This is a genomic window from Pectobacterium atrosepticum, from assembly GCA_019056595.1.
Taxonomy (GTDB): Bacteria; Pseudomonadota; Gammaproteobacteria; order Enterobacterales; family Enterobacteriaceae; genus Pectobacterium; species Pectobacterium atrosepticum.
The window spans coordinates 3,964,548-3,990,767 of the sequence record CP036163.1; the positions used below are offsets into that span (position 1 = coordinate 3,964,548).

The 26,220-nt window shown below is 52.7% G+C and carries 24 protein-coding genes; 12 read left to right on the top strand and 12 right to left on the bottom strand.

The genetic code is table 11. The features are described from left to right. Positions 1 to 68: 68 nt before the first annotated feature. The 7 genes from DCX48_18730 to DCX48_18760 form a co-directional block, all read right to left on the bottom strand. The gene (locus tag DCX48_18730; GenBank protein QXE16361.1) at positions 69 to 986 is read right to left on the bottom strand and encodes a 4-hydroxy-tetrahydrodipicolinate synthase; all 918 of its coding nucleotides are present in this window, start codon (positions 984 to 986) and stop codon (positions 69 to 71) included. A gap of 73 nt (positions 987 to 1,059) precedes the next feature. After that, positions 1,060 to 1,752: a TetR/AcrR family transcriptional regulator gene (locus tag DCX48_18735; GenBank protein ID QXE16362.1), complete on the bottom strand. Its 693-nt coding sequence runs from the start codon at positions 1,750 to 1,752 to the stop codon at positions 1,060 to 1,062. A gap of 3 nt (positions 1,753 to 1,755) precedes the next feature. Next, positions 1,756 to 3,108: an amidohydrolase gene (locus tag DCX48_18740; GenBank protein ID QXE16363.1), complete on the bottom strand. Its 1,353-nt coding sequence runs from the start codon at positions 3,106 to 3,108 to the stop codon at positions 1,756 to 1,758. After that, positions 3,101 to 4,828, bottom strand: a complete 1,728-nt coding sequence (locus DCX48_18745; protein QXE16364.1) for an ABC transporter ATP-binding protein — start codon at positions 4,826 to 4,828, stop codon at positions 3,101 to 3,103. Before DCX48_18745 ends, DCX48_18740 begins: the two co-directional genes overlap by 8 nt. Next, entirely contained in the window at positions 4,825 to 5,763 is a 939-nt protein-coding gene (locus DCX48_18750; protein ID QXE16365.1) for an ABC transporter permease, read from the bottom strand. The genes DCX48_18745 and DCX48_18750 overlap by 4 nt, the downstream gene beginning before the upstream one ends. 1 nt (position 5,764) lies before the next feature. Beyond that, positions 5,765 to 6,751 (bottom strand): ABC transporter permease, encoded by a 987-nt coding sequence (locus DCX48_18755; GenBank protein ID QXE16366.1) that lies wholly within the window; start codon positions 6,749 to 6,751, stop codon positions 5,765 to 5,767. Positions 6,752 to 6,804: 53 nt separating this feature from the next. Further along, on the bottom strand, positions 6,805 to 8,391 hold the full coding sequence (locus DCX48_18760) for an ABC transporter substrate-binding protein (GenBank protein QXE16367.1): 1,587 nt from the start codon (positions 8,389 to 8,391) through the stop codon (positions 6,805 to 6,807). 521 nt (positions 8,392 to 8,912) lie between these two features. Here DCX48_18760 and DCX48_18765 point away from each other — a divergent pair. Together DCX48_18765 and tcdA are read left to right on the top strand one after the other, a co-directional pair. After that, positions 8,913 to 11,171 (top strand): Asp-tRNA(Asn)/Glu-tRNA(Gln) amidotransferase GatCAB subunit C, encoded by a 2,259-nt coding sequence (locus tag DCX48_18765; GenBank protein ID QXE16368.1) that lies wholly within the window; start codon positions 8,913 to 8,915, stop codon positions 11,169 to 11,171. Between the two features lie 68 nt (positions 11,172 to 11,239). After that, on the top strand, positions 11,240 to 12,058 hold the full coding sequence (tcdA, locus tag DCX48_18770; GenBank protein QXE16369.1) for a tRNA cyclic N6-threonylcarbamoyladenosine(37) synthase TcdA: 819 nt from the start codon (positions 11,240 to 11,242) through the stop codon (positions 12,056 to 12,058). A 15-nt stretch (positions 12,059 to 12,073) separates the two neighbouring features. On the opposite strand, the gene csdE is transcribed toward tcdA, so the two are convergent. Together csdE and csdA are read right to left on the bottom strand one after the other, a co-directional pair. Then, the gene (gene csdE / locus DCX48_18775) at positions 12,074 to 12,529 is read right to left on the bottom strand and encodes a cysteine desulfurase sulfur acceptor subunit CsdE (protein ID QXE16370.1); all 456 of its coding nucleotides are present in this window, start codon (positions 12,527 to 12,529) and stop codon (positions 12,074 to 12,076) included. A gap of 3 nt (positions 12,530 to 12,532) precedes the next feature. After that, complete coding sequence (csdA, locus tag DCX48_18780) at positions 12,533 to 13,738, bottom strand: cysteine desulfurase CsdA (GenBank protein QXE16371.1); 1,206 nt, start codon at positions 13,736 to 13,738, stop codon at positions 12,533 to 12,535. A gap of 183 nt (positions 13,739 to 13,921) precedes the next feature. Here csdA and DCX48_18785 point away from each other — a divergent pair, with 183 nt between their 5' ends. From DCX48_18785 to rlmM, 4 genes are all read left to right on the top strand, one after another. Further along, entirely contained in the window at positions 13,922 to 14,143 is a 222-nt protein-coding gene (locus DCX48_18785) for a YgdI/YgdR family lipoprotein (GenBank protein QXE16372.1), read from the top strand. Positions 14,144 to 14,680: 537 nt separating this feature from the next. Next, positions 14,681 to 15,604 (top strand): transcriptional regulator GcvA, encoded by a 924-nt coding sequence (gcvA, locus tag DCX48_18790; protein ID QXE16373.1) that lies wholly within the window; start codon positions 14,681 to 14,683, stop codon positions 15,602 to 15,604. Positions 15,605 to 15,693: 89 nt separating this feature from the next. After that, on the top strand, positions 15,694 to 16,089 hold the full coding sequence (locus DCX48_18795; GenBank protein ID QXE16374.1) for a DUF423 domain-containing protein: 396 nt from the start codon (positions 15,694 to 15,696) through the stop codon (positions 16,087 to 16,089). Next, positions 16,082 to 17,182 carry a 23S rRNA (cytidine(2498)-2'-O)-methyltransferase RlmM gene (gene rlmM / locus DCX48_18800; protein QXE16375.1) on the top strand — a complete coding sequence of 367 codons (1,101 nt, stop codon included), beginning with the start codon at positions 16,082 to 16,084 and terminating at the stop codon, positions 17,180 to 17,182. The genes DCX48_18795 and rlmM overlap by 8 nt, the downstream gene beginning before the upstream one ends. Positions 17,183 to 17,239: 57 nt before the next feature. On the opposite strand, the gene xni is transcribed toward rlmM, so the two are convergent. From xni to queF, 3 genes are all read right to left on the bottom strand, one after another. Beyond that, on the bottom strand, positions 17,240 to 18,022 hold the full coding sequence (gene xni, locus DCX48_18805) for a flap endonuclease Xni (GenBank protein QXE16376.1): 783 nt from the start codon (positions 18,020 to 18,022) through the stop codon (positions 17,240 to 17,242). Between the two features lie 77 nt (positions 18,023 to 18,099). Next, positions 18,100 to 19,464 (bottom strand): LOG family protein, encoded by a 1,365-nt coding sequence (locus DCX48_18810; protein ID QXE16377.1) that lies wholly within the window; start codon positions 19,462 to 19,464, stop codon positions 18,100 to 18,102. A 311-nt stretch (positions 19,465 to 19,775) separates the two neighbouring features. Further along, positions 19,776 to 20,624: an NADPH-dependent 7-cyano-7-deazaguanine reductase QueF gene (queF, locus tag DCX48_18815; protein ID QXE16378.1), complete on the bottom strand. Its 849-nt coding sequence runs from the start codon at positions 20,622 to 20,624 to the stop codon at positions 19,776 to 19,778. Between the two features lie 70 nt (positions 20,625 to 20,694). On the opposite strand from queF, the gene DCX48_18820 reads away from it, so the two are divergent. From DCX48_18820 to DCX48_18845, 6 genes are all read left to right on the top strand, one after another. After that, positions 20,695 to 21,243, top strand: a complete 549-nt coding sequence (locus tag DCX48_18820; protein ID QXE16379.1) for a SecY-interacting protein — start codon at positions 20,695 to 20,697, stop codon at positions 21,241 to 21,243. 821 nt (positions 21,244 to 22,064) lie between these two features. Beyond that, positions 22,065 to 23,741, top strand: coding sequence for an amidohydrolase (locus DCX48_18825; GenBank protein ID QXE17308.1), 1,677 nt, complete (start codon positions 22,065 to 22,067; stop codon positions 23,739 to 23,741). Positions 23,742 to 23,995: 254 nt separating this feature from the next. Continuing rightward, positions 23,996 to 24,442, top strand: coding sequence for a MarR family transcriptional regulator (locus tag DCX48_18830; GenBank protein ID QXE16380.1), 447 nt, complete (start codon positions 23,996 to 23,998; stop codon positions 24,440 to 24,442). 91 nt (positions 24,443 to 24,533) lie between these two features. Continuing rightward, positions 24,534 to 24,884, top strand: coding sequence for a YqcC family protein (locus tag DCX48_18835; GenBank protein ID QXE16381.1), 351 nt, complete (start codon positions 24,534 to 24,536; stop codon positions 24,882 to 24,884). Next, positions 24,877 to 25,662, top strand: a complete 786-nt coding sequence (gene truC, locus DCX48_18840) for a tRNA pseudouridine(65) synthase TruC (protein QXE16382.1) — start codon at positions 24,877 to 24,879, stop codon at positions 25,660 to 25,662. The genes DCX48_18835 and truC overlap by 8 nt, the downstream gene beginning before the upstream one ends. A gap of 55 nt (positions 25,663 to 25,717) precedes the next feature. Then, a complete protein-coding gene (locus DCX48_18845) occupies positions 25,718 to 26,173 on the top strand; it encodes a flavodoxin (protein QXE16383.1) in 456 nt (151 codons plus the stop codon). The last annotated feature ends 47 nt before the right edge of the window (positions 26,174 to 26,220 follow it).

Genomic DNA, 26,220 nt, shown 5'->3' on the forward strand with positions numbered 1-26,220 from the left:
TGGCACCTTATTTCCGCCACTTCTGAGAGTAAATCCTCGCGTTCTACACGCTAATCCCCAGAAGAGAATCAGCTTTTAAAGCCGTATTTGCTGCTCAGCCCTAATTCGTTAACGATGCGAACGCCGGAATCTAAGGCTTCACCCTGTAATCCTCTCAGTGGACGGCGCAGACTGCCCGCCGGTAAACCCACCGCTTTCATCAATGATTTCACCGCCACCGGATTGATTGCCGAATAGGTGTAATGCAGCAGCGGTAGCAAATGCTGATAGGCTTGACGGAAGCGTTCTGCATCCTCGCCGTTTTTCCACGGGCGAGAAATTTCTGCCAGTTCTGCCGGCGCGATATTGCCCGTCATGTTGGCTGTTCCATGGCCTCCTAGCGACATCGTTGGCACCACTAAGCCTAGATTGGGCGAGTCGCAGCACATCACCGAAACATCAGGATTTCCTGCCAGAACTTGTGCGACCTGACCCACGCGAGTCGTAGATTCTTTATGAATAACGTAGTTCGGGTGTTTGAAAATACGCAGCAGCGACGTCCAGTGCAGGTCTGTTTTCACGCGTGGTGGATTGTTATAAATCCCTAACGGTAAATCGGTCGCGTCTGCAATTTCCAGAAAGTAGCTTTCGATATCGCTCTCGCTGGCGCAGATATAAGCCGGTGCGGCGATAATGGCACCGTCTGCGCCGTTGTCATGCGCATAGCGAACATAGTCAATGGTGGTATCGGTATTGTTACCGGTGCAGCCGTAGAACAGCTTCATTTTACTGGTGCTGTATTGTGCGGTACGGCGGATGATCGCTTTTCTCTCATCTGGGGACAGCATGGAAACTTCCCCGGTTGATCCCATAATCAAAACGGCAGCCGTGCCGTTGTCTTCCTGGAATTTTAATAGCGCCTCAAATGCGCCGAAATCCACGCTACCATCGTCATTAAACGGTGTGATGAGGGCAACAAATGACCCTTCAATTTTTTCTCTGCTCATGTTTTTTTCCTGTTGGCGTATATGTATTACGGATAAATAAAGTTCGGAACTACTGCTCGCGATAAGTGTGGATTTAAGAGGCCTCAGTCAGCGATGCGGCGATAAAGCCTGCCTCGACAAAACGTAATAGATGCGATAGCACGCGATCGTCATCGCGGTTGTCACACAGCCCTTTGGAAAGCAGTGCCAGACGACCAGAACGCGGATCGGCGTCGGTTAATACGTGCATGGCAGCACCACGAGCAAATTCATAGCGCCAGATCACCTCTGCACGAGACAACTGCGGCAACGCATGAGTAAAGGCATCGATAAAACGGTGGGCGACCTGATCGAACTGAGCCGAAAGCAGGGCGGTGACTTCCAGACCCGGCGTCGCGCGCAGATGCTGTAACAGGCGAACAACAATGCGTCCACCGTCGGGCGTGCGGGCCGTTTTAACCAGCGGGCGCAATAGTGCATCCAGCAGCGCGGCAACGGGCAACTCATCACCCAGATGGGCTTTTTCCACCTCATCCAGCAGACGCGTTCTTTCGTCATTTAACGGGCCAAGAACATGGTCCAGCACGGCACGCAGCAATCCTTCTTTCGAGCCAAAGTAATAATTCACTGACGCCACGTTCACGTTGGTGGCTTCGGTGATTTCACGAATCGTCGTGAGTTCACTTCCTTTACTGGCGAAGATCGTGATGGCTTCACGTAGGATGCGCTGTTTAATGTCTGCCTCTTTTTCTTTGCTTTGCGCTTTGGTTTTCAATAACTCCACCATGATTCATCCTTTTTGCTCTTGCGCGACGCCGGATGTACTGACGCCATGCGTTGTTATGTTTAGGTCGTGAGAGAATGGGCTGTCGTTTTCGCTATCCCCTGCTATTGACAACCCCAGCTCCGGATAAACCAGTTCTTGATAAACCAAGGTCGCCCAATAGCGGATACCTAATGGGATCAGCGCATCATTAAAGTCGTAGCGCGGGGTGTGCAGGTGATGCACGTTGGCCGCACTTTTATCGCTGTTTCCCAGCATCATGAATGCACCGGGACGCTGCTCCAGCATGTAGGCAAAATCTTCTGCGCCCAGCAGCGGCGTCATGGCAGTTTCAACCTGTTCGAGCCCGACTACCTGCGCGGCGGCGTTAACGGCGAGCTGTGTGGCGTGTGTATCATTAACCAGTGCGGGATATTGCCGTTCATAGTGCACGTCTGCTGTCGCACCAAAGCCTTGTGCGGTGCTGTGTGCCAGTTCTCGCAGACGTGTTTCCAGCAGGTGGCGAACGCTCGGCGAGTAGCTCCGTCCGGTTCCTTTAAGGATGACGCTGTCAGGGATAACGTTCGGGGCATGGATATCGCCGCCCTGTATATGTCCAATGCTGAGCACCGCGGCGTCCATCGCGGGGACGTTGCGACTGACGATCGTTTGCAGGCCCAGCATAAATTGCGCGGCAGGCAGCGTTGGATCGATAGAAAGGTGGACGCCTGAACCGCCGTGCCCACCCGTGCCGTGAAACGTGACCTGCCAGGTGTCGCTGGCCGCCAGCATCGGGCCGCTGCGAATAGCAAACTTACCGACCTCGATACCGGGCTTGTTGTGAAGGCCAAACAGTCGATTGCAGGGGAATGTGGTCAGCAGGCCGTCATTGAGCATGGCAAGCCCGCCGCCTAATCCTTCCTCTGCCGGTTGGAAAATAAAGTGCACGCTGCCAGCGAAATCGGGGTGCAGAGACAAATAGCGTGCGGCACCCAATAGCATAGTGGTGTGCCCATCATGTCCACAGGCGTGCATTTTCCCAGCGTGTACCGAGGCATAGGGCAGATCGGTTTTTTCACTGATATACAGCGCATCCATATCTGCCCGCAGGCCGATGCTGTCTTCACTGGGATAGCGGCCGCGTAAGGTCGCGACCACGCCTGTTCCACCGATCCCCGTAGTGACAGAAAGCCCCCATGCTGTCAGCTTTTCCGCTACCAGCTGTGCGGTAGCAAACTCTTCGAAGCCGATTTCTGGGTGCTGATGAATATGCTGACGAATCGCAATCAGTTCAGGTAAAAAATCCTGAATGACCGATTCCATAACCGTTTGGTCAATAACGGTCGATGTGCTCACTTTGTGTTCACCGTTCTTATCCATGTGCCTGCCTAATCATCTGCTGTGGAGACACCGGCGCTTCGCGCTGCCCGCCGCCGGGGACGGCATCGATCAGTTTGCGGGTATACGGATGCTGCGGCTGATGCCAGATGCTGTGGTGATCGCCACTTTCCACGCAGCGTCCGTTTTGCATGACCATGACCCGGTCGGCGATATAACGCACCACCGCGAGATCGTGGGAAATAAACAGCAGCGATAGGCCCATTTCGTTTTTTAACTCCACCAGCAGATTAAGAATTTGCGCCTGAATAGAGACATCGAGCGCGGATACGGGCTCGTCGCAAATCACCAGTGAAGGACGTACTACCAGCGCACGAGCAATGCCGATACGCTGGCGCTGTCCGCCTGAAAATTCATGGGGATAGCGATTCAGGCTACTTTGCGGCAGACCAACACGCTCGATGATATTTTTGATCGCCTGCTGTCTCTGCGAACGATCGCCAAGGCTGTGCACAATCAGCGGCGTTTCAAGAATGTGCTGAATGCTGTGGCGTGGATTCAGCGAGGCATAGGGATCCTGAAAGATCATCTGTACCCGCTGACGTAACGCTTTCAGCCGAGATTCTTTTAGCGTGGTGATGTCTTGCCCATCAAAAACGATCTGCCCGTGTGAAGGCGGTAACAGACGCAGAATAGTTTTGGACAAGGTCGATTTACCACAGCCGGATTCGCCCACCAGACCCAGCGTTTCTCCGGGTAAAATCGTCAGTGACACATCGTCAACCGCTAGCACCTTGCCCTGCGGTGTTGAATAGCAGGTCTGAATGTTTTGCAGTGAGAGCAGCGGCTGCTGGTCGGTATCGATGGCTCGGTGAATCAAGCTAGGCGGCGTCAGCAGCGTAAAACTTGAGTCGTCGTCCGTCGTCGCGTGGTGGATTTCTGCCAGCCGATGGGTACGGTAATGTCTGTCCTGATCCATATGCAGCGATGTCGCCAACAGCCCGCGCGTGTAGTTGTGTTTGGGGAAAACGTTATGCTTGGGTGACTGAAACAGGTCAGCCGCCTGTGCTTCTTCTACTTTTTGCCCGGCATACATCACCGCCACGCGGTCGGCCCATTGCGCAACTAGCCCGAGATCGTGGGTAATCAGCAGCAGGCTCATTGAGAATTCGCGTCGCAGATTATCCAGCAGCGCCAGAATTTGTGCCTGAATGGTGACGTCTAGCGCGGTGGTCGGCTCATCGGCAATTAGCAAGCGCGGACGGCACGCCACTGCCATGGCGATCATGACGCGCTGACGCTGGCCGCCAGACAGGTTATGTGGATAGTCATCCACCCGACGCGCCGGTTCAGGGATCTTGACCAGATCCAGCAGCTCGATAGCGCGAGTCCGTGCCTGTGCAGGCGTTAGCGCTTCATGCAGCCGCAGCGTTTCACTAATCTGCTGCCCGATAGAGAGCACTGGATTGAGTGAGGTCATCGGTTCCTGAAAAATCATCGACAGCGCATTGCCGCGTAGTTGGCGCATCTTGCGATCCGGCAGGGTAAGCAGATCGTGTCCGTCAAACAGAATTCGGCCGCTGATTTTTCCCGGCTCGGCGACCAGTCTCATCAGGGATAGCGCCGTTGCGGATTTACCGCAGCCGGATTCACCGACCAGCGCCAGCGTTTCTCCGGCATTAATCGTCAGGTTGAGCCCTCGAACCGCTTGATGGCCGGGAAAATCGACGCGTAAATCTTGAATATCGACCAGCGGCTTCATGCGCTTCTCCCCCGTAAGCGTGGATTCAGGGCATCGTTCAACGCGTCGCCAACCAGATTCAGTGACAGCACGGTTAAGACCAGCGCAGTGCCGGGTAGGGCGGTAAGAAACCAGGCGGTACGCAGCGATTCGCGGCCTGCGCCGATCATGCTGCCCCAGCTCACGCGGTTCGGATCGCCAAAGCCTAAGAAAGATAAGGCGGACTCAATCAAAATGGCCGAGGCAACCATGACCGATGTGGTGACGATGATCGACGGCAGTGCGTTTGGCAGCATTTCCTGAAAGATGATTCGCAGGCTGGAGAATCCCTGACTGCGTGCGGCTAATACAAAATCGCTTTCACGCAGCGAGCGAAACTCGGCCCGCACCAGACGTGCAATCGTTGGCCAGGAGGCAATACCGATGGCCAGAGAAATCAGCGTAACCGAAGGGGAACCGATGGCGACCAGTACCACGACCAGCAAAAAGGTCGGGAAGGTCTGGAACAGTTCGGTTATGTGGACCAGCAGGTCATCAATCCGACCGCCAAAATAGCCCGCCAGCGCACCGACGACGGTGCCAATTAACAGGCTGACCATCACGGCTGAGAAGCCAATTTGCAAGGAAACCTGTGAACCGTGGACGATGCCAGCAGCGACATCCCGGCCCATCGAATCGGTTCCCAATGGGAAATCAGGGTTTTCGCCCGGCCACAAGAAAGGCTGAGCGACCATATCCAGCGGATCGCCGGGATACAGTAACGGCGCAAGCACCGCCATCAGAAATACCGTAATCAGCAACAGCAGGCCGGCCATCCCTGCGGGATTACGGGTAAATGCACGTACCTCCGGCGACAGGCGAAAAGGCGTTTTTAACGGGCGAGTCGCCGCTGAGCTAATAACGCCATCTGCTGCAGCTTTCTTCGGCGCGAGGTTTTCAGGAGAAAGGTTATTCATATCAGCGAGCCTTAATTCGGGGATCGAGCCAGGATTGCAGTAAGTCCACTAGCACGTTAGCCAAAATGACTAAGAAAGCGGAAAGCAGCAGGACACCCAGCAAGACGTTGAAGTCGCGTGCCATCACCGCCTCCAGCGCCAGACGGCCCAGTCCCGGCCAGCTAAAGACCGTCTCGACCACGGCCGCGCCGCCCAGCAGATTGCCGAAGTGCATACCTGCAACGGTAGTGATAGGCAGCAGCGCACAGCGCAGAATGTGCCTGACGGTGACCCGCAGCGGCGACAACCCTTTGGCATGTGCGGTGCGCACGAAATCTTGCTGAGCGATTTCCAGCATGGCCGCTCGGGTCAGGCGGGCATAAATGGCAATAAAAAAGCTGCTCAGCGCCAGTACCGGGAGAATGGCATGCTGCAACATATCCTTGAAATACGCCCAGCCGGTCAGGTTCGCGCCGATGGTGATGTTGCCACCGCTTGGCAGCCAATCAAGATGAACGGAAAACAGGATCAGCGTCATCAGGCCGATCCAAAATCCCGGAGTGGAATAGAGCAACAGGGCGATCAGAGAAAGCAGACGATCGGGCCATTTACCCGCCCATACCGCCATTATCGCCCCCAGTGTGATACCGATAACGATGGCGAATACCTGCGACAGCAGCATCAGGAACAGTGTGCCCGGCAACCGCGACAGGATCAGGTCCATCACCGGTGCGTTGTAGCGGGGAGAGAAGCCGAGGCTGAACTGTGCCAAATTGCCTAAATAAACCGAGAGCTGTTGCAGTATGGGCTGATCGAGACCGAATTGGGCGCGCAGGTGTGCCATGGTCGCTTCGGTTGCATTGCCTGATTCGCCAGCCAGCACATCAACGGCGTCTCCCGGCACCAACTGCAACAGGAAAAACACCAGAATGATAATGCCAATCGCCGTTGGCAGCGCATGAAGCAGAGTACGCCACAGTACGCGCCCGATTCGTTCTACTTTATTCATCACATACCTTCATGAGAGTTCCCCTGCCCGCGCAGGGGAATGCTGTATTACGATTACTGATCCACCCACACGTCGGCGAGGCTGCCGTTGACGCCCTGAATATCCGTGACGACGTTATGCACGCGCTTGTTGTAAATCGTCTGGCGCTTGATCTGGAGCAGGTTCAAATCAGGAATATCCGTGGCGATGATGCGTTGGAACTGTTTGTACAATTCCACGCGTTTTTCAGAATCGGTTTCCACCGAGGCCTGCTCAAGCAGACGGTCTACTTCTGGGTTGCTGTAATGTGAGCCGTTGCCGAAAGGCACGCCCGGTTGATAGGTTTTTGACCAGTACAGGCGCTGCACGCCTACCGCGGGATCGAACAGGTTTGAAATAGAGCCGTTGTTGAAATCAAAGTCGCGGTCGGTATAAACGCGCTTAACGAAGGTGGCGAAATCCTGAGAGCGAATGGTGACGTCAATACCGACTTTAGCCAGCGACGATTTGAGATATTCCGCTACGCGTTTGAAGCTGTCGCCATAGGGCATGAAGTCATGTACCAGCTTGAAGCGGATACCGTTTGCCTGACGCGGGAAGCCCGCTTCGTCCAACAGTTTGTTCGCTTTGGCAATATCGAAGCCATAAGGTGACGGCGTCGTATCATGGAACTGCGCCAACTCCGGCGTAATCGGCGTTGGTGAGCTTACCGCATAGCCGTACCACACCACGTTTTTCAACACATCAATATTGATGCTGTGCGCAATAGCCTGACGAACCTTCAGGTTCTTCAGATAAGGGTTATCCAGATTGAACTCGATGCGGGTTTGCGTCGGGCTGTAACCATAGCCAGCGGTTTCAATGCCTAGCTTGGGGTTTTTCTTGATGCGTTCAATTTCACTCAGCGGAACGGGAGAATCGCTTCCCAGATCCAATGCGCCGGTTTCAAGCGCAATCGTCCGAGTGGCGGCATCGGGGATGATCTTCACTACCAGTTTATCGACATACGGCTTAGGGCTGTCCCAGTAGTTCGGGTTACGTTCATAAAGGATATGGCTGCCACGCACCCATTCCTTGAACACAAACGGGCCAGTACCAATCGGTGCGGTATTGTGAGGGTTAGACAGAATGTTTGTGCCTTCATATAAGTGTTTTGGCACGATAGGCGCTTCGTTGGCGGAGAACGCGCTCAGCAGGTAAGGTGCGGGTTTTGACAGTTCAAGAATCGCGGTATACGGATCGGGTGTTTTCACTTCGGTGACGTTGGCAAAGGTGCCTTGACCGCGTGAATTGTATTTTTTGACAGTCAGAATGGAAAACGCGACGTCCGCAGAGGTGAAGTTTTGCCCGTCATGCCATTTCACACCTTTACGCAGGTGGAACGTATATTGTTTACCGTCCGGGCTAACCGACCAACTGGTCGCAAGTTGCGGGGTTGGCTTCATATCGAAATCGTAATTCAACAGGCCTTCAATCACCTTGGCGTTGATCTTCATCACCGCGCCGCTGGTGCTAACCAGGCTGGTTAAAACCGGTGGCTCAGGCTCGGCCAGAAAATTCAGCGTGCCGCCGCGTTTGGGCGTCAACGTTTCCGCCTGTGCGGCAAGCCCGAAGAGCGAAGACGTCAGAATCAGCGCTGACAAGAAGAAATTTTTTTTCATATTTCCCATCCGTATGCAGAGGGCAGAGGTGTGCTCCCCGCTTTATTTTTTAATGGCGTGTTTTGAATGATGTGTTTGGGGTGACAACGCACCTTTCTCTGAAGAAGAGAAACTAGGTCAACATCGGGGCAGTAATGAAATAACGTCATTACTGTTGCTGTGTGGCGTAATGGTTTTCATGCTGCGTTCCTGGTTTGAATAACGAACAAAGAATAAAACTGCCTGAATTTTAAAGTGGGTCACTTAAGCCTCATTTTAGGAAAAACACGGGGATGAGGTTCCCGCAGGGATACCTCGCCCCGTAGTCACTCCGTGTATCTCGGTTCTTAAACGATCGGCATTATCCTGAACCACCTCTTTATTTTCTGGTTAAACCCTAGCCTAACGCGTGTTTTAAACGAACGTTTTAATATGGATAAGTAATGTCATATTACGCATAAGCTATTCACTCTTCTTGCTGTTGGGGGCGTGGATAATTCAGGTTATTATCCACCCTGCTAATTACTTATCCTGAGGTTGTCATGGCGATTAAACGTTATCCACATCTTGCGCACTGGGGCGCGTTTACCGCTGTGGTTGAAGACGGCAGACTGATTCGATGCGAGCCGTTTGCTGACGATCCAGCACCGTCCGCCATGCTCGATTCCATCGTACCGCTGGTGTATTCCGACCGGCGTATCCGTCGGCCTTCGGTGCGTCGTTCCTGGCTTCAGAAACGCGAAAACAGCGACAGAACGCTGCGCGGCCGGGAGGACTTTGTTGAGGTGGATTGGGACGTCGCACTCGATCTGGTTGCGCAGGAAAATCGCCGTATTCGCGATCGCTACGGTGCGGACGGCATGTTTGCGGGGTCCTACGGTTGGTCATCTGCCGGGCGCTATCACCATGCGCGTTCTCAGGTTCGACGCTTCTATTTTTCCGGCGGTGGCGCGGTCGATCAGCAGGGCAATTACAGCTGGGGCGCGGCGCAGTTCTTCCTGCCGTACGTGATCGGCACCTTCCACCCGCTGACGGGCAAAGTAACCGAATGGCGCAGCGTCGCCGAGCACTGTGATATTTTCCTCGCGTTTGGCGGTCTGGCGCTGAAAAACGCACAGGTGGCGTCCGGCGGGGCCGGGCACCACACGCTTAAGCCCGCGCTGGAAGCGCTGGTGGCGAAAGGGATTCCGGTGATTAACATCAGCCCGATGCGCGATGATTGCCCTGAATTTGTGAATGCCGAGTGGATTCCAATTCGCCCGAATACCGATGTCGCCTTGATGCTGGCACTGGGCTATGAAATTCAGCGCCTGGGGGCTGACGATAAGGATTTCCTGCAACGCTACTGCGTTGGCTACGAGCAACTGAGTGATTATTTGCACGGTCGCGGCGACGGCGTGGTGAAAACCCCCGAATGGGCCAGCGACATCACAGGCATTCCCGCCGAGCGCATCCGGCGTCTGGCGCAGCAGTTGATCGGCGTACGCAGCTTCATTACCTGTTCTTACTCCGTGCAGCGTGCCCATCGTGGCGAACAGCCTTATTGGATGATGATTGCGCTGTCCTCCATGCTGGGACAGGTAGGGTTACCAGGCGGCGGATTTTCCTTCGGCCACGGTTCTATGAATAGCGTCGGCAACGAGCGTATTTCAACGCCTGCGCCAGCTTCTCCATCAACCCCGAACGCGGGGAAGGCGATTCCCGTGGCGCGCATCGCCGATATGCTCTTGCATCCCGGCACGCCTTATACCTTTCAGGGCGAAACCCATACTTATCCCGATATTCATCTGATTCACTGGGCGGGCGGCAACCCGTTCCATCATCATCAGCAGTTGAACCGTCTGGTGGACGGCTGGCGCAAACCGGATACGGTGATTGTGCAGGATATCGTCTGGACGCCAGCAGCGCAGATGGCGGACATTGTACTGCCTGTCACCACCACGCTGGAGCGTAATGATATCGGCGGGTCGTCTCGCGATCGCTTTATCTTTGCCATGCATCAGGCGATTGCGCCGCAGCATCAGGCGCGTAATGACGTGGATATTTTCAGCGAATTGGCAGAGCGTCTGGGTTATGGCGACGTGTTCACGCAAAATCGCAGCGAGCAGCAGTGGCTGGAACATCTTTATGAGGAATGTCGTTCAAGGCAGCGAGATGCCGCTGATCGCTGGCCGTCATTTGAGGAGTTCTGGCAGCAGGGACATGTAGAAATCCCGATGGATGAAAAGCCATTTGTGTTCTTTGAGGATTTCCGCCGCGATCCGCAGCAGCATGCGCTCAGTACGCCAAGCGGTAAAATTGAACTGTTTAGCTCTGCCATCGCCAGCTATGGCTATGCGGATTTTGCGCCGCATCCTGAATGGCAGCCTCCCGTTGAATGGCTGGGTGCCAAAAGCACGGAAGAGTGGCCGCTGCACTTTATTTCTATTCAGCCGTCCGACCGTTTGCACAGCCAACTGGCCGCTACACCGCAGGTTGCCGCGAATAAGACCGCAGGAAAAGAGACGCTGTACATGCACCCGCAGGACGCCGCTGCGCGGGATATCGTCGATCGCTCACAGGTGGAAGTCAGAAACGCGCGTGGCCGTATTCTGGCGGGCGTACAGATTACCGACGGCGTCACGCCGGGCGTGGTGATTATGTCCACCGGGGCCTGGTTTGAGCCCGGCTTCGGCCAGAAAACGTGGCATCCGGTTGAACAATCAGGAAATGCGAATGTACTGACGCTGGATATCGGCACGTCGCCGCTGACGCAGGGACCGAACGCCATGAGCTGTCTGGTGGATGTCGTGCGGGTTTAGCGCTATCCTGAGCCGCTTTTTCTCGCGGTTTTATTTTCCTGTGATTTTGTTTTCGTAAGGTTGGTTGAATGAGTACGCAATTATCCGAAGCCTATTTGCAACGCTTCGGCGGCACCGCGCGGTTATATGGTCAACAGGCGCTGGCGCTGTTTTCTCAGGCTCACGTTTGCGTGATTGGCATTGGTGGCGTTGGCTCCTGGGCGGCTGAGGCGCTGGCACGTACCGGCATCGGCGCGATCACGCTGATCGATATGGATGATGTGTGTGTTAGTAACACCAACCGGCAGATTCACGCGCTGCGTCAGCACACCGGACAGTCTAAGACGGAAGTGATGGCCGAACGTATTCTGGCGATCAACCCGGAATGTCGCGTCACCTGTGTGGATGATTTCATTAGCGCGGAAAACGTGGCTGAGCTGCTCGACCAGAACTTCAGCTATGTGATTGACGCTATCGACAGCGTGCGCCCGAAGGCGGCGCTGCTCTCCTACTGCCGCCGCTATAAGATCCCGGTGGTGACAACCGGCGGTGCGGGCGGGCAGATCGATCCGACCCGCATTGAAGTCGTCGATCTGGCGAAAACGATTCAGGATCCGTTAGCCGCCAAGCTGCGTGAGCGGTTAAAGCACGATTTTAACGTGGTGAAGAACAGCAAAGGAAAGCTGGGCATCGACTGCGTGTTTTCCAGCGAACCGCTGGTTTATCCGCAACCTGACGGTTCCGTCTGTGCGTCGCGCAGTACGGCTGATGGGGTGATGCGTATGGATTGTGCGTCAGGCTTTGGCGCCGCGACAATGGTTACCGCAACCTTTGGGTTTGTTGCGGTATCTCATGCGCTGAAGAAGATGATAGCGAAAAGGGAAAGGGCGTCTGCGTTGCAGAAATAAATAACCTGAGTGGTTCTATTTTAGTGAAGCCTCTTGTTCGGCAATTTCCTTGATTCTGGCGGCCAGCGCCGCCAGCCCGCTTGAACGTGAAGCGCTGAGTTGAGCGCGTAGCCCCAGACTATCGAATAGCGCCAGCGGATCGTGCTGCAATAGCGCTTCTGGCGTTTTTCCCTCAACGGCGGTTAACAATACCGCCAGTAATCCCCGCACAATGCGCCCGTCGCTGTCGCCGTAAAAATGCAGCCTGCCGTCTTCCTGACGTTGATAACCCAGCCAGACGCGATTTTCACAGCCGGATAATGAAATTTCCTCGGTTTTCAGCACCTCGGGCAGCGTTGGCAGCGCTTTTGCCAGCAAAATGAGCTGCCGATAGCGATCTTCCCACGCGCGGCAGGCATCGAATCGCGCCAGCAGGTCAGCGACGGTAGTGTGGTGGCCAAAAGGGTGCGTGGTGTCAGTTGTCTGGGTCATGGTTTAGTCGATCAATAATTCAAGGGCGCTGCCCACTGCGGCGATCAGTGCAGCAACATCCTGTTGGTTGTTATAGGGGGCAAACGAGGCACGGAGCGTGCCGCTGACGCCGAGCGCGTCCATTAATGGCTGCGCACAGTGATGCCCAGCACGCAGTGCGATGCCGCTTTCAGCTAACAGCGTAACCAGATCGCTGTGGTGTACATCGGCAATATCAAAGGACAGCACGCTGGACTGCGGGCTACGGAAGCTGCGGAAGCCGGGGAACTGCGCTAAATACGTTTCGGCAAGCTGCGCTAACTGCTGGCTGTGCTGCTCTGCGGCGTGCCAATCCAGCGTGGTCAGCCAGTCTAGTGCCGCAGACAGGCCAAGCACGCCAGCAATGTGGGGGGTTCCCGCTTCAAAACGCTGTGGAATCGCCTGCGGTGTGAAGCCGTCAAAAGAAACCTGTGTCATCATCTTCCCGCCGCCTTGCCACGGCATCATGCTTTCCAGTAAGGCGGTTTTGCCGTACAGCACGCCGATCCCAGTCGGAGCATAAAGCTTGTGTCCGGAAAACGCGTAGAAATCGATATCCAGCGCCTGTACATCGGGCGGGCAGTGAACGATGCCCTGCGCGCCGTCAACCATTACTACCGCACCATAGCGGTGAGCCAGTGTAATCGCCCGCGCCAGATCGGGCTGGCCGCCTGTCACGTTTGACATCTGTCCCAGCGCCAGCAGGCGGGTTTTTGGCGTGATCAACGTGGCTAACTGTTCGATATCCGGTAACAAGTCCGCGCCTATCGGCAACTTCACGATCTTAGCGCCAGTTTGCTGCGCCACCATCAGCCACGGAATAAGGTTCGCGTGATGCTCCGCTTCGCTAACGACGATCTCGTCGCCCGGTTGAAGGCGAGGGCGTGCATAGCTCTGCGCGACCAGATTGATCGCTTCCGTCGTGCCTCTGGTCCAGACAATGGAACGCGGATCGTCGGCGTGGAGCAAAGCGGCGACTTGCTCACGAGCGCCTTCAAAACGCTGGGTTAACACCTGCGCGCCGCGATGCTGGCTGCGATGCACCGTACCCCCCTCGCTGCCATAGAACGCCTGCACCGCATCAATGACGGACTGTGGTTTTAGCGCAGTCGCGGCGCTATCAAGATAGACAGTCGAATGCTGGAGAGCGGGGAACTGTTGGCGAAAGGTGGCAGGGTTAAACGGTGTCATGAGCATCCTCTTTTGGAGGGCAGATCCTGTCCCATTTTGTCGAGAGAGACAAGTTTAGGACTATGCCTAATGCGATTTTATGGAAAAAAAATCAACTATTGCTACGCTTTAAAGTGTTAATTTTCAGGATTTCCTGATGAATAAGGTTAACTAGAAGACATTTAAATTCATTGAGGGTTAACTATGAAGAATAAAATTTCTATTTTTGCCGCTATCGTGATGGCGTTTTCTCTGGCAGCCTGTTCCAGTAATTACGTCATGCATACCAATGACGGGCGTACCATCGTCGCAGAGGGGAAACCGAAGGTTGATGATGAGACGGGTATGATCAGCTATACCGATGCCTACGGTCAGCAGCAGCAAATTAACCGTGATAATGTGAAAGAAATGGCGAAAGGGAAATAGTGCCGTTTGCCCATCATCACACGTTGCCTGTTAAGTTGTGCCAGATGCTAGATAAGCGTGCCATGGCATTCAGGTGTGAAACGTAAGCAAAAAAAAGCACCGCAATTTGCGGTGCTACACAAAAAATCACTTTGGACAGACAGGGTAAATGTACAGGAAGTGAATAGGGTAGACTCGCTACCACATCTGCAAAAGGCAGACAAACAAATAGCAAACACAACATCACAACCACAAGCCAAAAGCACCTCAGGTCACCCCTCCGCACTTTTCGTTCCGGCCCAGGAAGTTGCGCTAATATAGGTATTTGCTGGTACATCCTCAACGGACAAATTATAATGTCTCGGATTACAAAAACTAATATATGTACCCGTCATCTTTTCGTTGTAGAGAGGTTGCCCGCTGTCGATGGCTTTGAACGCGCAGACAGCGGACCGACTGGGGCGATTTCCCATTGTCGTCTTTCTGCACCTTAAGCGTTATTGGGTACGAATGTGCCTGATAAATCGCTGATTTAGCGTAAACCAAAAGATTTCATTCATGTCAAAACGTCTCCCTCCGCTCAACGCATTGCGCGTTTTTGATGCGGCGGCTCGCCATTTAAGTTTTACCAGAGCGGCAGAAGAGTTGTTTGTCACGCAGGCTGCTGTCAGCCACCAGATTAAATCGCTGGAAGATTTTCTGGGGCTAAAATTATTCCGTCGTCGTAATCGTTCCCTGTTACTGACCGAAGAGGGGCAGAGTTACTATCTTGATATCAAAGAGATCTTCTCATCGCTGAATGACGCAACGCGTAAGCTGCAATCCCGCAGCGCGAAAGGTGCGTTAACGGTGAGCCTGCTACCCAGCTTTGCTATCCATTGGCTGGTGCCACGCCTTTCGAGCTTTAACTCCGACTATCCAGGGATTGATGTTCGTATTCAGGCAGTGGATCGTGACGAAGATCGTCTGGCTGATGATGTGGATGTCGCTATTTTCTACGGTCGGGGAAACTGGCCGGGATTGCGGGTAGAGAAACTGTACGCCGAGTATCTTTTGCCCGTTTGCTCGCCGGTGTTGCTGACGGGGAATCATCCGTTGAAGACGCCGGACGATTTGGTCGCGCACACGCTGCTGCACGATGCGTCGCGTCGTGACTGGTTGTCCTATACCCGCCAGCTTGGTGTGCAGATTAACGTGCAGCAGGGGCCGATTTTCAGCCACAGCGCGATGGTGTTGCAGGCGGCGATTCACGGGCAGGGTGTGGCGCTGGCGAATAATGTGATGGCGCAGACTGAACTCGAAGCGGGGCGGCTCGTGTGTCCGTTTAACGATGTGCTGGTCAGCCGGAACGCTTTTTATCTGGTATGTCATGACAGTCAGGCAGAACTGGGTAAAATAGCCGCCTTCCGCCATTGGATTCTGGCGCGGGCGGCCAATGAGCAGGAAAAGTTTCGCTTCCGCTATGACAGCGGTACGCGCTGAAATTGCATCGTTGATTGTCGAAGATTGGTTGACCGAATCGCTCACGTAGGTAACTACGATGATAGATAACTACGCTTAAGGTAATAACGATGAATAGTCGTTTCATGTTGGTATTTGCTGCTATCAGCGGCTTTACTTTTGTCGCGCTAGGCGCGTTTGGTTCTCACGCTCTCAGCAAAACGCTGGGTGCAACGGAACTGGGCTGGTTGAAAACCGGCCTTGAGTATCAAGCATTTCACACGCTAGCGATTCTGGCGCTGGCAGTTGCGATGCAACAGCGAACCAATCTGTGGTTTTACTGGAGCAGCGTTTTTCTGGCGTTGGGAACGGTACTCTTCAGCGGAAGTTTGTACTGTCTGGCGCTTTCTCACCTGAAGCTGTGGGTTTATGTGACGCCGATTGGCGGAGCCTGTTTTCTGGTGGGATGGATATTAATGTTGATTGGCGCACTGCGTCTGAAGAGAAAGGCTGAACGCCATGAATAAAGTCATTTTGTATTGCCGCCCTGGGTTTGAGAAAGAGTGTGCGGCGGAAATAACGGAAAAAGCCACGCAGCACAATGCGTTCGGTTTCGCGCGGGTAAAAGAAAACAGTGGCTACGTCGTGTTTGAATGCTACCAGCATGAAGATGCCGAACGTCTGGTGAAAACGCTGCCGTTCCATGAGCTGATTTTTGTCCGCCAGATGTTCGTCAGCGGTGACCTGTTGCGAGATCTACCGCCGGAAGATCGTATCACGCCGATCGTGGGTATGTTGACCGGTGCGATTGAACGCGCGGGGGATCTGCGTGTTGAAGTCCCTGACACCAACGAAAGCAAAGAACTGATGAAGTTCTGCCGCAAATTTACCGTGCCGCTGCGCGCCGCGCTGCGCGAACACAAAATTCTGCTGGGTCATGAAAAAGCGGATCGACCAGTGTTGCATGTGTTGTTTATTGCGCCTGGTTGCTGCTATGTCGGTTACTCCTATAGCAATAACAACTCACCGTTTTATATGGGTATCCCACGCCTCAAGTTTCCTTCTGATGCGCCAAGCCGTTCGACGCTAAAACTTGAAGAAGCGTTTCACGTTTTCGTTCCTGCGGATGAATGGGATGAACGTCTGGGCAGTGGTATGTACGCGGTGGATTTGGGCGCTTGCCCCGGCGGCTGGACTTATCAGTTGGTCAAACGCAGCATGATGGTTTATGCAGTAGACAACGGGCCAATGGCGCCCAGCCTGATGGATACCGGGCAGGTGATGCATCATCAGGCCGATGGTTTCCGCTTTGAACCACCGCGCAATAATGTGTATTGGCTAGTGTGCGACATGGTAGAAAAACCCGCTAAAGTCACAAGCCTGATGAGTGATTGGCTGATTAAAGGCTGGTGTCGTGAAACGATATTCAACCTCAAGCTGCCTATGAAGAAGCGCTACGAAGAAGTGTCACAGAATCTGGCGTTGCTGCGTGAACGCCTGAGCGAAAATGGTATTCATGCCGAAGTGCATGCCAAGCATTTGTACCATGACCGTGAAGAAGTCACTGTGCATGTGCGTCGTTTCTGGAGCGCAGTGCCTGGCCGTCGCGACGAGCGATAGTATTGTGCTGATGCGTATCCGGAGCCATTCAGGTACGCATCCGTATTGATCCTGCCGCTAGTAGGACTGCGGTTGAGTGCTACTCTGCACGGGTAGCCTCAACTGTTGCAGATTGCCATTAAGCGTTAAGTCGGTACGCAGCGTGGCAACTTGACGGCTGATCAGTGCCATTTCTTTATGCTGTTCCAACTTCTTGCGCCACTTCTCCGGTACGGCATCCAATTGCTGGTACAACGCTTCCAGATTTCCTGCCTGTTGCAAGAGCTGTGCGGCACTTTTGGGGCCGATACCCGCGACGCCTGGAATCTTGCTGCTGCTAATGCCTGCCAGCCCCCAGTAGTCCGTCAACTGCTGCGGTGAAACACTAAATTCCTGTTCGATAAACGGCAGATCCAACCAGCGCTTCTGAAAGTAATCTCTGATCTGAATGTGTGGTGCCAATAACTGGCAGTACCCTTTATCGGTCGATATAATCGTTGCCTGATGGCCCGCTGATGACAGCTTGGTCGCCAGCGTAGCTGCCAGATCGTCGGCTTCATTACCGGGGCTATGCCAGCTTTCTACGCCAACGGCGGCAAACGCTGTTTTAATCTGCGGGAGTTCCTGCTTCAGATTATCCGGCATCGGCGTGCGTCCCGCCTTGTAGTCCGGCAAGAGTTGGTGACGCCAGCTGGTATCGCGATCTTCATCATCAAAGACGGCCACCGCGTGCGTAGGCTGGCTGTTTTGTATGAGTTGATGCAGCGCATGTTGGCATGCCGTGATACAGGGTGAACCCTGTACCGCGTGAATACGACGTATTAGATTGAGCGCGTCGACAATCAGCAAATGGACGGGCATCGCATCATTCCTGTCGTGCTATCCGTGAGTAAAGGGGGAAGCTGGCTTCCCCACGTAGGTGTTGGTTGAGCGAGCGGTTATGAGCAGATTTCGTAGCACGGAATATAGGCGCTACCGGGCAGCTTCATACGCTGTTGTGCGACAAAGCCCTGTAACAGCGTATCCATGCTTTTCATCATCTGAGGGTCGCCATGAATTTTGTACGGCCCACGTTGCTCTATCGCCTGAATACCGACTTCCTTCACATTACCGGCCACAATGCCGGAAAATGCCCGGCGCAGCGCGGCAGCAAGCTCTTCAGCTGGCTGATTCGGATGCAGGTTAAGATCGGCCATATTTTCGTGGCTCGGCTCGAAGGGCAGTTGCAGATCGGGTGCGATGCGCAGTGACCAGTTAAAGCTATAGGCATCGCCCGTGTGGCGTCGACTCTCTTTCACCAGTGGCATCGCTTTCTTCATCTGACGGGCAACTTCCGCAGCGTCATCAATGATGATCGAGTAGTAGCGACGCGCCTGACGGCCCAGCGTGCCAACTATGAATTCGTCCAGCACGTGGAAATAGTCTGCGCTTTCTTCCGGTCCGGTCAGGATAATCGGCAACACCTGTTCGCTGTTTTCTGGATTCATCATGATGCCCAGCAGATAAAGGAACTCTTCCGCCGTTCCGACCCCCCCAGGGAAAATAATGATGCCATGCCCGATACGGACAAAGGCTTCCAGACGCTTTTCGATATCCGGCATAATGATCAGTTCATTGACCAGCGGGTTCGGCGGCTCTGCGGCAATGATGGACGGTTCGGTCATGCCGATGAAGCGCCCTTCTTTGTAGCGCTGCTGCGCGTGGCCGACGGCGGCACCTTTCATTGGTGCTTCCATCGCGCCCGGACCACAGCCCGTGCAGATATTCAGTTCACGCAGGCCAAGCTGGCTGCCGACCTTGCGGGCATACAGGTATTCGATTTCATTAATCGAGTGACCACCCCAGCAGACCACCATGTTCGGCTCTTCTCCGACGTGGAGCGCCTTGGCATTACGCAGGATAGAAAACACCAGATTGGTGATATGCGCGGAATTTTCCAGATTCAGGTTCTGATAGCGACCTGCGCTGGCGATTTGGCCGTTGACGAACAAAATGTCGCGCAATACGGCGAACAGGTTAGCTTGCAAGGCTCGAATGATGTTGCCATCAACGAAGGCGTCTTCCGGCGGGTTCACTAGTTCTAGTTTGACGCCACGTTCGCGGCGTAGCACGTTGATATCAAAGTCTTCATAACGAGACAGTAGCTCTTTGCTGTTATCTGTCTGGCTACCGGAATTCAGTACGGCGAGGGAACAGTTGCGAAACAAACGGTAGAGGTCGCTGCTGGCTGTACTTTTCAGCATGTCGACTTCCAACTGCGATAACAAATCCATCGATCCCAATGGGCTGATATGTGTAATCAATTTTGCTCCTTGAAACGCAATATAATTCGCGATGCCATGCTGGCTGCCGAGAGAACGATCCATTGCTACACGCTCGACGTTTCAGCAACATGGCACGAATGTCATTCATTTAAGCCGCTACGCGAACAAGTTAAATACCGCGAACCTAAATGAAACCTACTTGAGCACCGTTCAGACGTTATGGATCTTTTGTTGTCTGGTATACCACCTTAACGCGCTGCCATCATTTTTTCCAATGCTGGCGGCAGTCTATCTCCTAACTTGCGTGACGCCACGCATCTTTGCGTGCAAGCACGCGGCCTATCGGTCGGTTACTGGCGTGGCAGACGGCCATTTGGTGCGTTAAACGGGGTGTTACTGCGCCACGGGTTGATGTCCAGCCCGCCGCGTCGCGTGTAACGCGCATAAACGCTGAGTTTTTCCGGCTGGTAGTAGTGCATGAGATCGTTAAAAATTCGCTCCACACACTGTTCGTGAAATTCGTTATGATGACGAAACGAGACAATGTAGCGCAGCAGCGCTTCACGGTTAATGCGCTTACCGCGATAGTGAATTTGTACGGAGCCCCAGTCAGGCTGATGGGTGATCAAACAGTTGGATTTCAGCAGGTGGCTGACCAGCGTTTCTTCAACGACCGGCGCATCCTGTTCATTTGTCGCCAGATAGTCGGCGTTGAAGTTGTAATTATCGATCTGAATGTCTTGATCGTCGATGCACTCGCCTGTGAATCCGGCTAGCGGTTGACCTTCAAGCTCGCTGAGTTTGAAAAGTGTGACGCTGACGTCTCCCTGTGCGCAGTGCGCCAGATCGTTGGCTAAAGTTGCGCGTACGCTTTCCCAACTGTCGAATGTCGTCTGATTAAAGCTGTTCAGATACAGCTTAAAACTTTTTGATTCAATCAGATTCAGGCTTTCTGCGTTAAGGTGCATTTCACCAACAGCCACCTGAGGCACACCGCGGTTGTTCAGCCAGGAAAGCTCGTAGAGCGTCCAGATATCTGCGCCATGAAAAGGCAGGCTGTCAGGATAAATACCGAGTGGATCGCGATTCAGGCTACGTGGCACGGGCTGTAGAAGTGCGGCATCATAGCGGTCGTGATAGGGAGTGGGTTTGCCCAGTGTTAGCCTGCTTAGGGCCTGATGCTTGTCATAAACGGACATGCTGTTACCTTGATGTGATAAGCGTGATGGCTAATAGTTTAACCTGACTAAAAGAGTGATGAGAAAAATTATGGAGCATGAGGTTGTTTCTGCACTGGCGGCGTTTACCCAGCGCTATGTTGCCTGTTGGCAGCAGGAGAAGGGTCATTTACCTGCCAGTGAAGCACTTTACGGCATACCTTCCCCGTGTATTGTCGAAAATCATGAGGATACGGTTTACTGGTCGCCACAGCCTTTTGCCCCTTCAGTTGCATTGGATGGCGTGGAGCGTGCGCTGGAAATCAGCTTGCACCCTGATGTTCACGCTTTCTACACCGCGCAATATGCCGGGGATATGGCGGCGCAATTTGATTCACTATCTTGCCAACTGTTGCAGGTGTGGAGTGAAGAGGACTTCACTCGAATGCAGGAAAATCTGATTGGCCATTTATTAACGCAGAAACGCCTTAAACTCACACCGACGCTGTTTTTAGCGACGACCGATTCTGAGATGACCATGGTGTCGTTGTGTAATGTTTCTGGGGAGATCGTCCTGGAAGCGTTCGGAACGAAGAAACGTCAGCACTTAGCGCCGACGCTGGCGGCGTTTCTTTCTGGCCTTAACCCGTTAGCGGTCTAATGGTTAATCGAATTTCACTTTCGGCTTTGTGAGAGATCTCTTACATTTGCTGTAAGAAATGTCTTATCTTTAATGTTGAAAATAGGTTTCATTTTTATTTTTTCATTATTAATTAATGGATTACAATCGGAATTCACAGTGCTGCTTAAGGGCGCTTGAGAAACATTGCCACTTACCCCTTGCCGAAAGCTGACAATTAATACATCTTATTACTTAAATTAGTAACCGGTTACAGTGTATGTAACGGTGACTGTCGGTAACAAAATAACGTTACTGCACTCGGGCTGTTTTCAGGAAGAGACATTGTTTTAGGAAGAAACAGCCGCTTCAGGAAGAAGCGCGGTTTTCAGGAAGAAACACGATTTCAGGATGAAATCAGGGACACCTCCAGGAAGGAGACCGAGAGCCGATTAGGAATGTCGGTGGGGCAGGAGCCTAAAGGGATTGAATCACGGAAGATACAGGATGGAAACGTCAGGACGAAAGTGGGACGCCAGCAAGGATTGTGGGTCAGGATGACCAAAAAGGAAAAGTTTTCACGGATGAGCAGGGATGCAAATGTGTAGCGGGATAGCTATAAAACGAACCGGGGGTGCTGAGCAATCAGTACCCCCAACTTTTTGCCTGTATGACAAGTTTCTCCCTCCCCGAAAGCATTGACGTAGCGTCGCGTTACGAAGAAAAAACACTCAATATGTTATACCTGAGCTGTCGCTGAGTTTTGGCGTTGAACCTGCGTTCATAGTTTGCAATTAGTCTGAAATTTTACTAAATTAGCTTTTGGTAACTTATCGGACTATTTAGCAAAGGAAAACGCAGTGATGAAATTGAATGTAAAAATGCTGTCAGTCACACTTGGCCTGTTCACCAGCCACGCTTTTGCACATACCGTCTATGAAAATGCACGGATTTATACCGTTAATGATCAACAGCCAACGGCGTCAGTTCTGGTCGTGGAACAGGGAAAAATTATCTACGTCGGCGGAAACGATGGTGCGAAGCAATTTAAAGCAACGGCTGCCGAGTTATTTGATTTAGAAGGAAAAACTGTACTACCGGGTTTTATTGAAAGTCACGCTCACCCCGCAACAGTAGCGGTGATGCAGGCGGGTGATTTTGTGTATGTTGACGGTGCGGCAAGCCTGACGCAGATTCTGAACCAATTAAAAGATTATTTAGCCGCGCACCCAAAAGCTAACTATTTATTGGCTCAAGGTTTTAACGTTGCCTCGCTTGGCTTGCCACAAGGCGCGTTGCCGACTGCTGCTGATTTAGATACCGTCTCCACGAGTATTCCGATCGTGGTTTATGACAGCGGAATGCACGCGGGATGGGCGAATAGCGCAGCGTTGAAAATCGCCCACGTCGATGCGAATACGCCCGACCCTATCTCAGGTAAACACTATTTTGAGCGTGATAACAAAGGCAACCCTACAGGCTTCATGCATGAAAGCGCGATGCACAATGTTGTCGACGCGCAGCAATTTAACACGGTAGAAAACGTCGCCGAGCAACTTAAACCGATTTTAAATACCTACCACTCGCTAGGTTTTACCGCGATTACGGATGTCGGTGATACTTTTAGCACGACAACTGCTGCTATTGCCCGCTTAAACGATCAGGGGAAATTGAAAGTATATTATCAGCGCGGCTATTTTTATGATGCGGCCAAATCGACGGAACAAAATATTGCCAGCCTTAAGGCCCTGCGTGAAAAATATAACCGGGGAAATTTGTCGATGAATCTGTATAAATTATTTATGGATGGCACGATTGAAATGGACTCAGGAGCGATGTTTAAGCCCTATCCCAATGGCAACATCGTTGAGCCATTTTTAAGCCAGAAGCAGATTAACGACAATGTTGCAGCAGCGTTGAAAGCTGGCTTCTCTGTGCATGTACACGCGATAGGTGATAAAGCGCAGCAGTCGATTTTAGACGCATTTGAGGCTAGCAAAAATATTAACCCGCACTTGGCTCGCGTGATTGCCCACAACCAAGTGTTTGAGCCGCAGGGTGTGCAGAAATTTGCCGCAATGAAGGACAATTTATTCCTGCAAACGACGCCAAACTGGACGGTGCTCAATGAAAAAGATGAAACCAAAACCAAAATTGGTAGCGATGCCTACAATCATCAATATCTGCTCGGGCAAGTTGTACGCGAGGGCGTCGCGGTAACCTTCGGTTCTGATTATCCCGCTAATACCTTTGATGCGGTAAACCCGTTCAGCCAAATGTATCATGCCATCAAGCGCGGTCAGCCAAATGCTGGCTATCTTCCTCCAACGGATGCGGCAATGACGCTTGATCAAAGCTTGCGGGCTTACACGATTAATGGCGCGAAGCAGCTTGGCATCAGTGATATAACCGGCAGTCTTGAGAAAGGGAAAAACGCCGACTTTATTATTGTAGATACCGATATTGGCAGCGTAGATCTGGAAAAATTGAAAAATACCAACGTGTTGGCAACCTATTTCAAAGGGGAAAAAGTGTACTAACGTACGTCATGTCCACTATAATTCGGCCGCGCGGAAAGGCAGCAACCGAATATATACCCCGGAAGCTGGCAGGTGTCAGTGACTGGGGAAGTGGTAACTCTGCCGAGTAGACCCCAATAGAGCGAAGCCTATGGATGGGCCTGGAATCATATCAGCGCATCTGTCATCCGAAATAGGTCGGATAGATAACGCGGTGATTGGATTTCATTGCCCTGGCGATTTTGAGCAATTAGCCCATTTGTAGGATATTTCATATGCATCGATTAGATGAATTAGGCAGACAACTCAATCACCTTGATAACTTGTTTCAACAATGGATGAAGAAGTTAGGCTTTAATCAAAACGCCTTTGCGGTTCTGCATTCTTTGGCGGTATCCCCAGACGGAAAATGCACGCAAAAATATATTTGTGAGCGATGGAGCCTGCCTAAACAAACCGTGTTTAGCATCTGCAAGCAATTCAAAGAACAAGGGCTGATTGATATTACTGAAAGCGAGCATGACAAGCGGGAAAAGATTCTGACGTTAACTGAGTTGGGGAAACAACGAACTCAGCCGATTTTGACACAATCGAAGATATTAAGTGAACGCGCTTTCGGGGCTTTGGGTCAGGAACAAACGCAGCAACTTTTCTCCAATTTAGAGGGATTTTGCAGGGTGTTTGAGCAAGAGATGGATAATGTTCCCGGGAGTAGTGAGTAGACGGACTGTCTTCTTACTGGCGATTGGGTCAGGCTGATATCAATGCTATGCTTTGCCGCCATTACTGTTGGCTTCAAGGGCGAGAAACAGCATGAGTAGAGAGAATTTGGTTCGTCAGTCATTATTCGATATTGAGCGCGCATTGAGGGAAAGCCCTTTCTGGCAGGTTGTTCCGCCGGAAGATGGGGCATTTAACAGCACTGAGCCCTTCTGCCTTGATACCATGCGGCCTGAAGAATGGTTGCAGTGGGTTTTTTTACCGCGCATGCATGCGGTATTGGATAGTGATTTATCGTTACCCGCCGAGCTGGCTTTACTCCCCTATTTTGAAGAAGCGCTGGAAGGTACGCCAGAACAGACGGCGGCAGTTTTGTTGCGCCTCGGGCTGCTTGATGAGCTGTTTCGCTCAGATGTACAGGATGGCGCACTGCACGATGCTTGAGATTATTTATCAGGATGAGCATCTGGTTGCCGTCAATAAACCCAGTGGCTGGTTAGTGCACCGTAGTTGGCTCGATCGCAAAGAAAAGATCGTAGTGATGCAAACTGTGCGCGATCAGATTGGCCAGCACGTCTATACCGTTCATCGCCTCGACAGGCCGACGTCTGGCGTATTGCTGCTCGCGCTGTCTAGCGAAGTGGCGCGTGCGCTATCTCAGCAGTTTGAATCGCACCAGATGCAGAAAATGTACCATGCTGTTGTACGGGGCTATGTACTGGATGACGGCGTGATTGACTATGCGCTCACCGAAGAGCTGGACAAGATTGCCGATAAATTTGCCAATCCTGATAAAGCGCCGCAGCCTGCTGTCACGCATTACCGTTCTTTAGCGCAGGCTGAGATGCCAGTTGCCATCGGACGTTACCCAACGGCACGCTACAGTTTGATGGAACTGAAGCCGCAGACCGGGCGTAAACACCAACTACGCCGCCATATGTCACATCTCCACCATCCGATTATTGGCGATACCGCGCACGGTGACCTGCGACATAATCGTGGTATGGAGACGCATTTCTCCTGCGGCAGGCTCATGTTGCATGCCAGCGAGTTACAGCTGAATCATCCCGTGAGCGGACAGCCACTGACGTTGCAGGCACGCTGGGATTCACCGTGGCAGGGTGTGGTGAGGCAGTTTGGCTGGCAAGGGATTCTCCCTGAGTTTGAAGGGGTTGAGTTTCCTGCTGAGTCAGGTCAGGATAGCGGTCATCTCGTCGAGTAATATCGGCGTATTGCCGTCGTATTAAGTACATTGAATTAAAAAGGGAGTCAGAAGCATGGCGCAGATTGGTATTTTTGTTGGTACGGTCTACGGGAATGCATTGCTGGTGGCTGAAGAAGCCGAAAATATTCTCAAGGATCGTGGCCACGAGGTTAAGGTCTTTGAGGATGCGACGCTGGAATCCTGGCTGGATTATCGTGAGCATGCGATTTTAGTCGTAACGTCGACGACGGGACAAGGCCAACTGCCTGATTCTATTGTTCCGCTTTATGCGGGACTGCGTGAAAAAGGTGGCTATCAGCCCACGCTGCGCTATGGCGTCATTGCGCTGGGCGACAGTAGCTATCCGAATTTCTGCGCGGGCGGTCATCTTTTCGATGCCTTATTGCAGGAAATAGGTGCTACGCGTCTGGGTAACGTTTTGGATATTGATGCTGTCGAAAATCCTGAACCTGAAGTCATTTCATGCCCGTGGGTTGAAGAATGGGCAGATTTGGTTGACGCACAGTGATGTCGTGCTGAGATAAGAAACGGGAGCTAACATGGCTCCCGTTTTTG